Source organism: Streptomyces sp. NPDC049915 (assembly GCF_040656475.1).
Taxonomy (GTDB): Bacteria; Actinomycetota; Actinomycetes; order Streptomycetales; family Streptomycetaceae; genus Streptomyces.
The window spans coordinates 117,469-128,977 of the sequence record NZ_JBFAMH010000009.1 but is presented as its reverse complement, the minus strand read 5'-3'; the positions used below and the strand labels follow the sequence as shown (position 1 = coordinate 128,977).

Sequence of the window (11,509 nt, the reverse complement as noted above, 5' to 3'; positions counted from 1 at the left end):
CATGGCAGCGGAGAAGATGGCCCTGGCCAAGGCGATCAACGAGTCGCTGCGCCGCGCCCTGGAAACCGACCCCAAGGTCCTCATCATGGGTGAGGACGTCGGCAAGCTCGGCGGTGTCTTCCGGGTGACGGACGGCCTGCAGAAGGACTTCGGCGACGACCGCGTCATCGACACCCCGCTCGCCGAGTCCGGCATCGTGGGCACGGCCATCGGCCTGGCCCTGCGCGGCTACCGCCCGGTCGTGGAGATCCAGTTCGACGGATTCGTCTTCCCGGCCTACGACCAGATCGTCACCCAGCTGGCGAAGATGCACGCCCGCTCGCTGGGCAAGGTCAAGATGCCGGTCGTCATCCGCATCCCCTACGGCGGTGGCATCGGCGCGGTCGAGCACCACTCCGAGTCCCCCGAGGCGCTCTTCGCGCACGTGGCGGGCCTGAAGGTGGTCTCCCCGTCCAACGCCTCCGACGCGTACTGGATGATGCAGCAGGCCATCCAGAGCGACGACCCGGTGATCTTCTTCGAGCCGAAGCGGCGCTACTGGGACAAGGGCGAGGTCAACACCGAGGCGATCCCCGGCCCGCTGCACAAGGCCCAGGTGGTCCGCCCGGGCACCGACCTGACTCTCGCCGCGTACGGCCCGATGGTGAAGCTCTGCCAGGAGGTCGCCGACGCGGCCGCCGAGGAGGGCCGCAACCTGGAGGTCCTGGACCTGCGCTCGGTCTCCCCGCTGGACTTCGACACCATCCAGGCGTCGGTGGAGAAGACCCGCCGCCTGATCGTCGTCCATGAGGCACCGGTGTTCTTCGGCTCCGGCGCGGAGATCGCCGCCCGGATCACGGAGCGCTGCTTCTACCACTTGGAGGCGCCGGTGCTGCGCGTGGGCGGTTACCACGCCCCGTACCCGCCGGCCCGCCTGGAGGAGGAGTATCTGCCGGACCTGGACCGGGTGCTCGACGCCGTCGACCGTGCCCTGGCGTACTGAGGAGAGGGTCGTGACGACGATGACTGAAGGGTCCGTACGCGAGTTCAAGATGCCCGACGTGGGCGAGGGACTCACCGAGGCCGAGATCCTCAAGTGGTATGTCCAGCCGGGCGACACGGTCACCGACGGCCAGGTGGTGTGCGAGGTCGAGACCGCCAAGGCGGCCGTCGAACTGCCCATCCCCTACGACGGTGTGGTCCGCGAGCTGCGCTTCCCCGAGGGCACCACGGTCGACGTGGGCACGGCGATCATCGCCGTCGACGTGTCCGGCGGGGCACCGGCCGAGGAGGCACCGCAGCCGGAGGCCGAGAAGGCCGAGGCCCCGAAGGCCGAGGTTGTGAAGGCCGAGGCACCGAAGGAAGCCGCGTCCGTAGGCTCGGGCCGCCAGCCGGTCCTGGTCGGCTACGGCGTGGCGACCTCGTCCACCAAGCGCCGCCCGCGCAAGGCACCGGCCACCGCACAGGAGCCCGCCGCGGCGGCGGTCCAGGCGGAGCTGAACGGCCACGGCCCCGCGGAGGTCATGGACCGGCCGCGCCCGCTGGCCAAGCCGCCGGTGCGCAAGCTGGCCAAGGACCTCGGCGTCGACCTCGCGACGGTCACCCCGTCCGGCCCGGACGGCGTCATCACCCGCGAGGACGTCCACGCGGCGGCGGCCCCGCAGCAGGTCACGGAACCGGCCACGGAGCCGGCGCCCCAGCCGAGGACGGTCGCCCCGGCGCCGGCCCCGGCGTCGTACGACACCGCCCGCGAGACCCGCATCCCCGTCAAGGGCGTCCGCAAGGCGACGGCCGCGGCGATGGTCGGCTCCGCGTTCACCGCGCCGCACGTCACGGAGTTCGTGACGATCGACGTGACCCGGACGATGAAGCTGGTCGAGGAGTTGAAGCAGGACAAGGAGTTCGCCGGCCGCCGCGTGAACCCCCTGCTGCTGATCGCCAAGGCGCTGCTGATCGCCATCCGCCGCAACCCGGACATCAACGCGTCCTGGGACGAGGCGGCCCAGGAGATCGTGGTCAAGCACTACGTCAACCTCGGTATCGCCGCGGCCACCCCGCGCGGCCTGATCGTCCCCAACATCAAGGACGCCCACGCCAAGACGCTGCCGGAGCTGTCCGACGCGCTGTCCGACCTGGTGTCGACTGCCCGCGAGGGCAAGACGTCCCCGGCGGCCATGCAGGGCGGCACGGTGACGATCACCAACGTCGGCGTCTTCGGCGTCGACACCGGCACGCCGATCCTCAACCCCGGCGAGTCGGCGATCCTCGCGGTCGGCGCGATCAAGCTCCAGCCGTGGGTCCACAAGGGCAAGGTCAAGCCGCGCCAGGTCACCACGCTGGCGCTCAGCTTCGACCACCGCCTGGTGGACGGCGAGTTGGGCTCCAAGGTCCTGGCCGACGTGGCGGCGATCCTGGAACAGCCCAAGCGGTTGATCAGCTGGGCGTGACCGTCGGACCTCCCGAGACAGTGACTCTCAGTCACTGTCTCGGGAGGTCCCGCTGCTGCTCGCACCTGCGAGCGCGCTGAGACCGTAACCTCCGCTCACGGTCTCGCCGCTTCTCAACGCGGTACACCAGGGCCCGTCGGTTCCGGGTCCGCGCGCAGCCAGTGATCACCGGTGGTCCACCCCAGCAGTCGCCGGCCTTCGCCTTCGTCCGCCGACCCGCCCCGCACCACCTGCCGCAGGCCAGTGAGGGCGGGGGCGAGGCGTGCGGCGACGTGCCAGGGCTGCCGAGCGAGCTCCTCCGTCAGACGGTCCACGGTCCGCCGCTGGTCGTCTGGCGCGCACAGTGTCACGAAGAACACCATCTGCCGCCAGCCGTAGGCGACGTCCTTGATGGTGCCGAGCGGACGCGGGTTGCGGTGCACGCGCCCGGTCAGCCGGCACACCGCCGCGAAGCAGGACAGGGCCAGCTCGTCCCAGCCCGCGCCGGGCTCGATGCCGACCCGGCCGACGAGCGTCGCCAGGTTGTGCGTGGTGAGGATCTGTGCCTGCTCGATCACCGTGCCGTTCGCGGCGACCGAGGAGCCGAACGCGCCTGTGCCCGGCGCGAACTCGGCGGCCCGCTGCCGGCACAGTGTGGCGAAACCGGGGGACGTACGCGCCCCGCCCGACCGGCGGACGGCCTCGCCCGCTTCGACGACCGCCAGATTGCGCACCGCCCGGTAGTCGATGGCGTAGTAACGCTCGTACAGGGAGCCGCCGCCGAGGAGTTCGGCCGCCGCGCGCGCGGCGGTCAGGAACTTCGGCGTGAACGTGCCCATGAAGATGTCCGCGGCGAGTTCCTCCACGAAGGGCGCACTCAGCTCCGCCCGCCGGGCCAGTACGGACAGCTCGCGGACCAGCGGGTTCGGCAGGATGGTCTGCCGGTCGCGAAGCCACCACGGACGACCTCGGGTGTGACCCACGCGGGCAGCCCGGCGACGGGCGTACGGGAACCGATCGTCAGCAGGCCGCTCGCCTTCCCGTGCTCTGCCGCTGAGCTACACGTCGATGCCCCGACGGTAGGCAGCGCACGACCGGCCCCACAAACGGATTTCGTGTCGGACCACCGCGCTCATGCCTCCGCCTGGGCCGCCTTCACGGACGCTGCCGCGCGCGCAGCGCGTTGAGCAGTGCCGCCCCCCGTTCCGCGTCGTCCACGCTCACCGCGAAGTCCGTACGGCGGCCCCGTGGCCGTATGACCAGACAGTCGCCGGCGCGGAGCATGACCGTGGTGCCGAGACCGCTGAGGCGGTAGCCCCAGCCGCCGACCTGGGACGGCAGGCGCTGTTCGGCACGGGCCGACTCGATGGCGGCCGGGGCCCACCGGCGGGTGGGCCTTCCGAATGGGCCGAAGGCGACGTCCAGGCCGGTTTCCGAGACCTTCGCCCGGACCGACGAGCAGAGGGCCGTGGCGACCGAGACGACCGCGCCGCCCAGGAACATGGGCCACAGCGCGGCCGGGGCGGCGAGGCCCAGGGCGAGGGCCACGGCAGCGCCGACGGTGAGCAGGCCGGTCAGCGCCGCCAGCAACTGGAGCCAGGGATTGGAGACACGGGAGAACCAGACCACTTGTTCGTCGTCGGCCAGGGGCAGCTCCGGGCCCGGCGCCGGGGGCGCGGTCGCCGCGGAGCGGACAGTGAGCCTCCAGGTCACCACCCCGGTGAGGGCGGCGAGAACCAGGGTCACGGCGATGCCGGCAGTCGGCTGACGGGCGTCGTGCCAGTGGGTCCGGTCCAGGTTCGCCAGGACGACGGAGATCTGCGCGCCGACGAGGATCGTCGCCGTCGGCGCCAGCGCCGTCGGTACCCAGGTGCGGCGCGTCGGCCATGAGCGGCGCCATCGCAGGCCCACCGCGAGGACGACCAGCAGCCATATCGCGGCCGGGAACAGGGATGCCGCCCGGAACGGCATCGAGCCGTCGGGGGCCGCGCCACCGCTCCAGTGGGTGGCCAACCGGTCGGGGAGCCGGTTCCGCAGCAGCCACGGCACCACCACGATCAGTGCCGCGACGGCGGCCGTACAACCCACACCCGCCCAGCGTGCCGCCGTACGCCCCCCGTCGCGCCCCGCGTCCTCACCGGTCGTCACGACACCCCCCGGATCATCTCGATGACGTCGGTCCGGCTGTAGCCCAGTCGGGACGCCTCCGCGAGCAGCTCCCGCACCCGGATCTGGAGGCCCGAGCGGCGGGTGGCGCCCTCGGCGACGGTGATGCCCCGGCCACGGCGGAACTCCAGCAGCCCCTCGTCCCGTAGTTCGCGCAGGCCGCGCAGGACGGTGTTGACGTTGATGTCCAGGGCCGCGGCGAGGTCGCGGGCCGACGGCAGACGGTCGCCCGCGCGGCACTCGCCCTCGGCTACGGCCCGCCGGATCGCGCCCGCGACCTGCTCGTGCAGGGGGCGCGTGTCGTTCAGGTCCAGACGCAGCAACATGGTGCCAATGACGCTAGCACCATCAGTGTGACGCCGACAGGGCGACGGGCCCGTCGCCGGAGTGCGGCGGGCCCGTCGGCAAAGCGAGCTGAGTGGGTGTCAGGCCTTCGAGAAGCCGTAGTTCAGGAGCTTCGTGGCGTCCGACGCGCGGGTGGAGGCGTTCGTGGAGGACAGGACCGTGCCGATGACGGTCTTGCCGCCCCGGGTCGCGGCGAAGACCAGGCAGTAGCCGGCCTCCTTGCCGGAGCCGGTCTTGACGCCGATGGTGCCGCTGTAGCTGCTCAGCAGCGTGTTGGTGTTGGTCCACGCGCCCATCGTGCGGGTGCTGCCCGTCTTGGTGATGGTCTTCGCGGTGTAGGACTTCGTCTTCACGATCGCGCGGAAGTTGGCGTTCTTCATCGCGCCGGCGGCGATCTTCGTCAGGTCGCGCGGCGTCGAGTAGTTGCCGCCGTTGCCGATGCCGTCGAAGGAATCGAAGTGGGTGTTCTTCAGGCCGAGGTTCTTGACGTCGGCGTTCATCTTGCCGATGAAGGACTTCACGCGCGCGTCGCGGGTGGTGCCGGTGCCGAACTTGTCGGCCAGTGCGTAGGCGGCGTCGCAGCCTGAGGGCAGCATCAGCCCGTAGAGCAGCTGACGGACGGTGACCTTGTCGCCGACGATCAGGTGGGCCTGCGAGGCGTTCTTGGAGACGACGTAGTCGCTGTACGCCTTCTGGATGGTGACCTTGGCGTCCAGGTTGAGGTTCGGCTGCGAGAGCACGACCTTCGCGGTCATGATCTTGGTGGTGGAGCCGGTGGAACGCCGGGTGTCCGCCGCCTTGTTGTACAGGTCCTTGCCGGTGCCGTTGTTCATCACGTAGCCGCCCTTGGCCACGATGGACGGCGTCGTGACGGCCTGCGCGGGGGCCGCGGTGAGGGCGCCGGTGGTGAGCAGGGCGCCGGCGGTGACGGTGACCGCGGCGGCACGGCGCAGCCGGTTGCCCTTGATGCCGGAAATGGCGGTAATCAACTGAGATACCCCGATTATTGGTGAATGCCCCTTAGGGAGCGGCCTGGTTGAGGGGAAAGCAGATGGGGCCGCACAGGTGTGACGCGTACCTGGTGCACATGGTTGTACGCGTACCGGGGGCAGTTCGGTTCGACACTCGGAAGAAGGACGGGCGGCGGGGCGCCGCTGTCCGGATATTGGAACGGGCTGCTGATTGCGTACGTGATGTATCTATCCTGTGGGCATGCCAGCCGCCCCGTCCGCACCCGTAAAGCAGCCACCCGCCGCCGACCGCGTCTACGCCCACGTCAAGCAGGGCGTCCTGGACCGCCGCTACGAAGGCGGCACCCTCCTCACCGAGGGCGAACTCGCCGAGGCCGTCGGAGTCTCCCGCACGCCGGTGCGCGAGGCGCTGCTGCGGCTGGAGGTGGAGGGGCTGATCAGGCTCTACCCGAAGAAGGGGGCCCTCGTCCTGCCGGTCTCCGCCCAGGAGATCGCCGACGTCGTCGAGACGCGGCTGCTGGTCGAGGAGCACGCGGCCCGCAAGGCCGTGCCCGCCCCGCCGGGACTCATCGAGCGGCTCGAACAGTTGCTCGCGAAGCAGAAGGCACAGGCCGCCGCCGGTGATCTCGCCGCCGCCGCCGTCACCGACCGCTGCTTCCACGCCGAGATCGTGCGCAGCGGCGGCAACGAGATCCTCTCGCGCCTGTACGACCAGCTGCGCGACCGTCAGCTGCGGATGGGCGTCGCCGTCATGCACTCCCACCCCGACCGGATCGCCAAGACCCTCGCCGAGCACGAGGAGATCCTCGCCGCGCTGCGCTCGGGGGACGCGGAGGGGGCCGTGGGCATCGTCCACCGGCACGTGGGCTGGTTCTCCCACCTGGCCCGGGGGGAGGTCCGATGAGTTCGCCGTCCTCCTCCGCCACCCTGCCGGGTGACCCGCCGGGCGGACGGCGCGCGATCGCCGTCTGGTCCATCGGCGTCGCCGTCTACTTCGTCGCCGTCATCTTCCGTACGTCCCTGGGGGTGGCCGGCCTCGACGCCGTCGAGCGCTTCCACGTGGGCGCCTCCGCGCTGTCCACCTTCTCCATCCTCCAACTGCTCGTCTACGCGGGCATGCAGATACCCGTCGGCCTGCTCGTCGACCGGCTCGGCACCAAGAAGGTGCTGGGTCTCGGCGTGGTGCTGTTCACGATCGGACAGCTCGGCTTCGCCTTCCTGCCGTCGTACGGCATGGCGCTCGCCTCACGGGCCCTGCTGGGCTGCGGCGACGCGATGACGTTCATCAGCGTGCTACGGCTCGGCGGGCGCTGGTTCCCCGCCCGGCGCGGGCCGCTCGTCGCCCAGCTCGCCGGGCTGGTGGGCATGGCCGGCAACCTCGTCTCCACGCTCGTGCTGGCGCGGCTGCTGCACGGCATCGGCTGGAGCGCCGCGTTCGGGGGCAGCGCGATCGCCGGTGTCGTCGTGTTCGCCCTGCTGCTGCTCTTCCTGAAGGACCACCCGGAAGGGTTCGAGCCGGAGCCGCCGGCGCACCGGGGCGCGGCCTATGTGCGCCGGCAGATCGCCGCGTCCTGGCGGGAGCCGGGGACCCGGCTGGGACTGTGGGTGCACTTCACGACGCAGTTCCCGGCGATGGTCTTCCTGCTGCTGTGGGGGCTGCCGTTCCTCGTCGAGGACCAGGGGCTCAGCCGCGCCACGGCCGGTGAACTGCTCACCCTCGTCGTGCTGTCCAACATGGTCATCGGCCTGGTCTACGGCCAGATCGTCGCCCGGCACCACGAGGCGCGGCTGCCGCTGGCGCTCGGCACCGTCGGGGCGACGGCGCTGCTGTGGGCGGCCACGCTGGCCTGCCCCGGCGCCCACGCCCCGATGTGGCTGCTGATCGTGCTGTGCGCGGTGCTCGGGGCGTGCGGACCGGCGTCGATGATCGGCTTCGACTTCGCGCGGCCCGCGAATCCTCCGGAGCGGCAGGGGACGGCGTCCGGGATCACGAACATGGGCGGGTTCGTCGCCTCCATGACGACGCTGCTCGCGGTGGGCGTGCTGCTGGACGCCACCGGAGACGACTACACCGTCGCGTTCTCGGCCGTGTTCGTGCTCCAGGCGCTGGGTGTCTCGCAGATCCTGCGGCTGCGCAGGCGCGCGGCGCGCAGGGAGCGGGAGCGGCTGGTGGCCAGCCGGGTGGAGACGGTGCACGTACCGGCGTGATGGGGTGTGTGGCCCCGCGCCGAGGGGCCCCGGCGTCGACGAGGTGACCGCCGTGGGGGCGCTGCCCGGCACGGGCGGGGCGCCCCAGCGTGCCCCACGTCCTACGGCGTCACCGGGAAGTGGCGCAGGATCGCCGCCGCCAGATCCAGGTCGCCCTCCGTCTTGATGCGGTCCGACGCCGACTCCGGGCTCACGCGGCCGCAGGCCAGGCGGACGTAGGTCTCCCAGTCGAGGGTGAGGGTGGCGGCGGGGCCGAGAGCGGGAGTGCTCTCCAGGGTGCCGCGGCCCTGGATGTCGACGCGGATCGTGCGCAGGAACTCGACCGGACCGTGCACGTCGAAGACGACCGCCGAGCTGCGCGGAGCCCCGGCGCGCTCGGCGACGACCTGCGGCAGGGCGTCCAGCAGGACGTCACGGGCGACGTGCGCGCCCGGGGAGTCCAGATTGCCGGGGCGGCCGAGGGCCGTGCGCAGGTCCTGTTCATGCACCCACACGTCGAAGGCGTGCCGCCGCATCGACTCCTCCAGGGTGAGCTCGGCGCCGAGGGGGCCGCGCACCTTGGTGCCGGGGTCGCGGGAGTCGTTGCGCAGCTGGCGGTTGCGGCGGATGACCGTGTACTCCAGCTCCGACGTCATCTCCGGCGCCGTGTGGTGGCGGCGGACGTCGACCTGTATCTCCATGTAGCGCTGGTGGTCGTTGGTGACGTGGAACAGGTCGCGCGGCAGTGTGTGGATGGGGCGGGGGTCGCCGAGCATCTCGCAGTCCAGGCCGATGACGTGCGACACGATGTCGCGCACCGACCAGCCCGGGCACGGGGTACGACGGTTCCAGTCGGCGTCCGCCAGCGGCTGCACCAGCTCGGATATCGCCTCGACGGAGTGGGTCCAGGCATCGGCGTAGGGCTGGAGAGTGGGATGCAGACTCACGGAAACGGGACCCCTCGGCGGTCGTGTACACGGGCAGGTGGTGGCGGCGGTGCCAGTGGGAGGCGGCTGCACTCGGCGGTGTCTGGAATGGCTAAGTTACGCTGCTCCGAGGCACCCCGGCAGTGCTTTCTCGTGACGATCGTAGGCCGTGTGGCCACCCGCGTGGGCGGCCCGTTTGCCAGGACGGTGGTAGTGTGCGCGCCTCTTTGATCCAGATCGCCGTGAACGAGGGCGAATCGGTGGCGGACCGGCGGCTGCGGGCCGCCTCCCTGGTGCGGGAGCAGGCCGGCTCGGCGGACCTCGTCGTCCTGCCGGAGCTGTGGACGTGCGGGGCCTTCGCCTACGAGGAGTTCGGCACCGAGGCCGAGCCGCTCGAGGGGCCGACCTTCGAGGCGATGGCCAAGGCCGCGAGCGACGCGGGCGTGTGGCTGCACGCCGGATCCATCCCCGAGCGCGGCCCTGACGGTCACCTCTACAACACCTCCCTCGTCTTCTCTCCTTCCGGTGACCTCGCCGCCGCCTACCGCAAGATCCACCGCTTCGGCTTCGACAAGGGCGAGGCGGTACTCATGGGCGCGGGGCGTCAGCTGGTGACGGTGCGTCTGCCGTGGACCACGCTCGGCGTGGCGACCTGTTACGACCTCCGTTTCCCCGAACTCTTCCGCGGCCTCGTCGACGCCGGCGCCGAGACCCTGGTGATCCCGGCGGGCTGGCCGGAGCGCCGCCGGGCGCACTGGACGCTGCTGGCCCAGGCGCGGGCGGTGGAGAACCAGGCGTTCGTGCTCGCCTGTGGAACGGCCGGGACGCATGCGGGAGTTCCGCAGGCGGGTCACTCGATCGTGGTCGATCCGTGGGGTGAGGTCCTCGCCGAGGCGGGCGCCGGTGAGGAGGCCCTCACGGTGGAGTTCGACCCGGCGAAGGTCGCCACGACCCGTGAGCAGTTCCCGGCGCTGAAGGACCGGGTGCTGGGCCTCGAGGCGCCCCGGCGCTGATCGCCGCCCCGGGTCAGTCCTCCTCCCGTTCCTTCTCCGCCAGGTGGATCACGCACACCGCGACCGCGATGAGCAGCGCCGGGTCCGCGTCGTCGCGGACGACGTCGATGCCGTAGGTGTCGCGGACGGTGAGCCGGCGGCGGGAGATCACGGCCAGCAGTTCGCCGTCGTACTCGACGGCGAACTCCCGGTCCAGGATCTTGCCGCTGACGTCGAGCTCGGTGCCGTCGGCCAGGGTCACCCGGTAGTGGTTGCGCAGCAGGGACAGCCGCCGGCGCTTGATCGTCGCCAGGGGTTCGCCGGCCCGCTCGATCACCATCGTGTCGCGCAGGGCGAACATCTTCTGGTGGATGTCGATCAGGACGCGTCCCTGGGTGTCCTTCAGCTCCCAGGTGTCCCGCAGGCGCATGGCCTTGCCGTCGACGAGGAAGACCTTGCTGCCCTGGTCGTCCTCGATCCAGTAGTCGTCGCCGATGCCGAGGAGCCGGTCGTACACGAGGAATCTCATGCTGTGAGCGCTTCCCCGGTGGCCCCCGAGAAACGCCGCCGGTAGGCCGACGGGCTGAGTCCGGTCTCGCGCCGCAGCCGCGCCCGCAGGTTGGCCGCGGTGCCCAGACCGCTGCGCGCCGCGACGACGTCCAGCCGCTCCTCACCCCGTTCGATGAGCCGTCGCGCGAGCGTCACCCGCTCCGCCGTCAGCCACGCCAGCGGTGTCGTGCCGAGCTGGGCGCGGAAGCGCCGGTGCAGCGTGGCCGGGCTGACACGCGCGCGTGCCGCGAGAGCGGCGACCGTGAGCGGCTGGTCGAGACGTTCCTGCGCCCAGGCCAGGACCGGACCGAGGGACTCGTCCGGGACGGCCGCCACCGGGCGTTCCACGAACTGGCGCTGCCCGCCGTCGCGGTGGGCGGCGAAGACCAGGCGCCGGGCGACGTGGTTCGCGATTTCCGCGCCGTGGTCGCGGCGGACGACGTGCAGGCCGAGATCGAGGGCCGACGCGCTGCCGGACGCGGTGAGGATGTCGCCGTCGTCCACGAACAGCACGTCCGGTTCGAGCCGCACCTCGGGGAACCGTGCGCGGAACGACTGCGCCCACATCCAGTGGCAGGCCGCGCGGCGGCCGTCGAGCAGTCCGGCCTCCGCGATCGTGAACGCGCCGGAGCAGAAGCCGATGAGCCGGGCGCCCCGCGCGTGCGCCCGGCGCACCGCGTCCAGCACGCGTGGGGCGCGCGGGGTGTCGGTGTCCGGACGGTTCGGCACGATCAGCGTGTCCGCCTCCTCGGCGGCCTCCAGCCCGGCGACACCGGTGAGGGTGAAGAACCCGTCGCGCATCCGGGTCGCCGGACCGGCCGCGCACAGCCGGAAGTCGTACAGCTCGCGGCCCAGTTCCGGGCGGCGCAGGCCGAAGACCTCGATGGCGCAGCTCATCTCGAAGGGGTTGGAGTTCTCGTCGACGATCAGGACGACACGGTGCGAGGATCCTTGCGGCATGTGCGATT

General features: G+C 71.6%; 11 protein-coding genes and 1 pseudogene. 5 read left to right on the top strand and 7 right to left on the bottom strand.

Going from position 1 to position 11,509, the window contains the following annotated elements:
- Position 1 precedes the first annotated feature (1 nt).
- Positions 2-982: an alpha-ketoacid dehydrogenase subunit beta gene (locus AB0J12_RS17975; protein ID WP_363265257.1), complete on the top strand. Its 981-nt coding sequence runs from the start codon at positions 2-4 to the stop codon at positions 980-982.
- A gap of 10 nt (positions 983-992) precedes the next feature.
- Positions 993-2,426, top strand: a complete 1,434-nt coding sequence (locus tag AB0J12_RS17970; RefSeq protein ID WP_363265256.1) for a dihydrolipoamide acetyltransferase family protein — start codon at positions 993-995, stop codon at positions 2,424-2,426.
- Between the two features lie 113 nt (positions 2,427-2,539).
- Here the strand turns inward: AB0J12_RS17970 and AB0J12_RS17965 are convergent.
- The 4 genes and pseudogenes from AB0J12_RS17965 to AB0J12_RS17950 form a co-directional block, all read right to left on the bottom strand.
- Positions 2,540-3,343, bottom strand: a pseudogene (locus tag AB0J12_RS17965) (hypothetical protein); the annotation flags it as partial.
- A gap of 217 nt (positions 3,344-3,560) precedes the next feature.
- Positions 3,561-4,553 (bottom strand): DUF1648 domain-containing protein, encoded by a 993-nt coding sequence (locus tag AB0J12_RS17960; RefSeq protein WP_363265255.1) that lies wholly within the window; start codon positions 4,551-4,553, stop codon positions 3,561-3,563.
- A complete protein-coding gene (locus AB0J12_RS17955; protein ID WP_363265254.1) occupies positions 4,550-4,897 on the bottom strand; it encodes a GntR family transcriptional regulator in 348 nt (115 codons plus the stop codon). Before AB0J12_RS17955 ends, AB0J12_RS17960 begins: the two co-directional genes overlap by 4 nt.
- Before the next feature lie 99 nt (positions 4,898-4,996).
- Positions 4,997-5,905 carry a D-alanyl-D-alanine carboxypeptidase gene (locus AB0J12_RS17950; protein WP_363265253.1) on the bottom strand — a complete coding sequence of 303 codons (909 nt, stop codon included), beginning with the start codon at positions 5,903-5,905 and terminating at the stop codon, positions 4,997-4,999.
- Positions 5,906-6,128: 223 nt separating this feature from the next.
- Between AB0J12_RS17950 and AB0J12_RS17945 the strand changes: the two genes are divergently transcribed.
- A complete protein-coding gene (locus AB0J12_RS17945; protein WP_363265252.1) occupies positions 6,129-6,791 on the top strand; it encodes a GntR family transcriptional regulator in 663 nt (220 codons plus the stop codon).
- Positions 6,788-8,095: an MFS transporter gene (locus AB0J12_RS17940; protein WP_363265251.1), complete on the top strand. Its 1,308-nt coding sequence runs from the start codon at positions 6,788-6,790 to the stop codon at positions 8,093-8,095. The genes AB0J12_RS17945 and AB0J12_RS17940 overlap by 4 nt, the downstream gene beginning before the upstream one ends.
- A 101-nt stretch (positions 8,096-8,196) precedes the next feature.
- Here AB0J12_RS17940 and AB0J12_RS17935 read toward each other — a convergent pair whose 3' ends face one another.
- Positions 8,197-9,021 (bottom strand): maleylpyruvate isomerase family mycothiol-dependent enzyme, encoded by an 825-nt coding sequence (locus tag AB0J12_RS17935; protein ID WP_363265250.1) that lies wholly within the window; start codon positions 9,019-9,021, stop codon positions 8,197-8,199.
- A 194-nt stretch (positions 9,022-9,215) separates the two neighbouring features.
- Here AB0J12_RS17935 and AB0J12_RS17930 point away from each other — a divergent pair, with 194 nt between their 5' ends.
- Positions 9,216-10,013, top strand: coding sequence for a carbon-nitrogen family hydrolase (locus AB0J12_RS17930; RefSeq protein ID WP_363265249.1), 798 nt, complete (start codon positions 9,216-9,218; stop codon positions 10,011-10,013).
- Positions 10,014-10,026: 13 nt separating this feature from the next.
- Here the strand turns inward: AB0J12_RS17930 and AB0J12_RS17925 are convergent, their stop codons facing one another.
- Both AB0J12_RS17925 and AB0J12_RS17920 read right to left on the bottom strand, forming a co-directional pair.
- Entirely contained in the window at positions 10,027-10,521 is a 495-nt protein-coding gene (locus AB0J12_RS17925; RefSeq protein ID WP_363265248.1) for an LURP-one-related family protein, read from the bottom strand.
- Positions 10,518-11,501: a helix-turn-helix domain-containing protein gene (locus AB0J12_RS17920; protein ID WP_363265247.1), complete on the bottom strand. Its 984-nt coding sequence runs from the start codon at positions 11,499-11,501 to the stop codon at positions 10,518-10,520. Before AB0J12_RS17920 ends, AB0J12_RS17925 begins: the two co-directional genes overlap by 4 nt.
- Between the last annotated feature and the right edge of the window lie 8 nt (positions 11,502-11,509).

Excerpts from the sequence above, each read along its gene's own strand:
- AB0J12_RS17940 (WP_363265251.1), top strand. The coding sequence starts at position 6,788 with ATGAGTTCGCCGTCCTCCTCCGCCACCCTGCCGGGTGACCCGCCGGGC.
- AB0J12_RS17925 (WP_363265248.1), bottom strand. The coding sequence starts at position 10,521 with ATGAGATTCCTCGTGTACGACCGGCTCCTCGGCATCGGCGACGACTAC.
- AB0J12_RS17945 (WP_363265252.1), top strand. The coding sequence starts at position 6,129 with ATGCCAGCCGCCCCGTCCGCACCCGTAAAGCAGCCACCCGCCGCCGAC.
- AB0J12_RS17975 (WP_363265257.1), top strand. The coding sequence starts at position 2 with ATGGCAGCGGAGAAGATGGCCCTGGCCAAGGCGATCAACGAGTCGCTG.
- AB0J12_RS17955 (WP_363265254.1), bottom strand. The coding sequence starts at position 4,897 with ATGTTGCTGCGTCTGGACCTGAACGACACGCGCCCCCTGCACGAGCAG.
- AB0J12_RS17920 (WP_363265247.1), bottom strand. The coding sequence starts at position 11,501 with ATGCCGCAAGGATCCTCGCACCGTGTCGTCCTGATCGTCGACGAGAAC.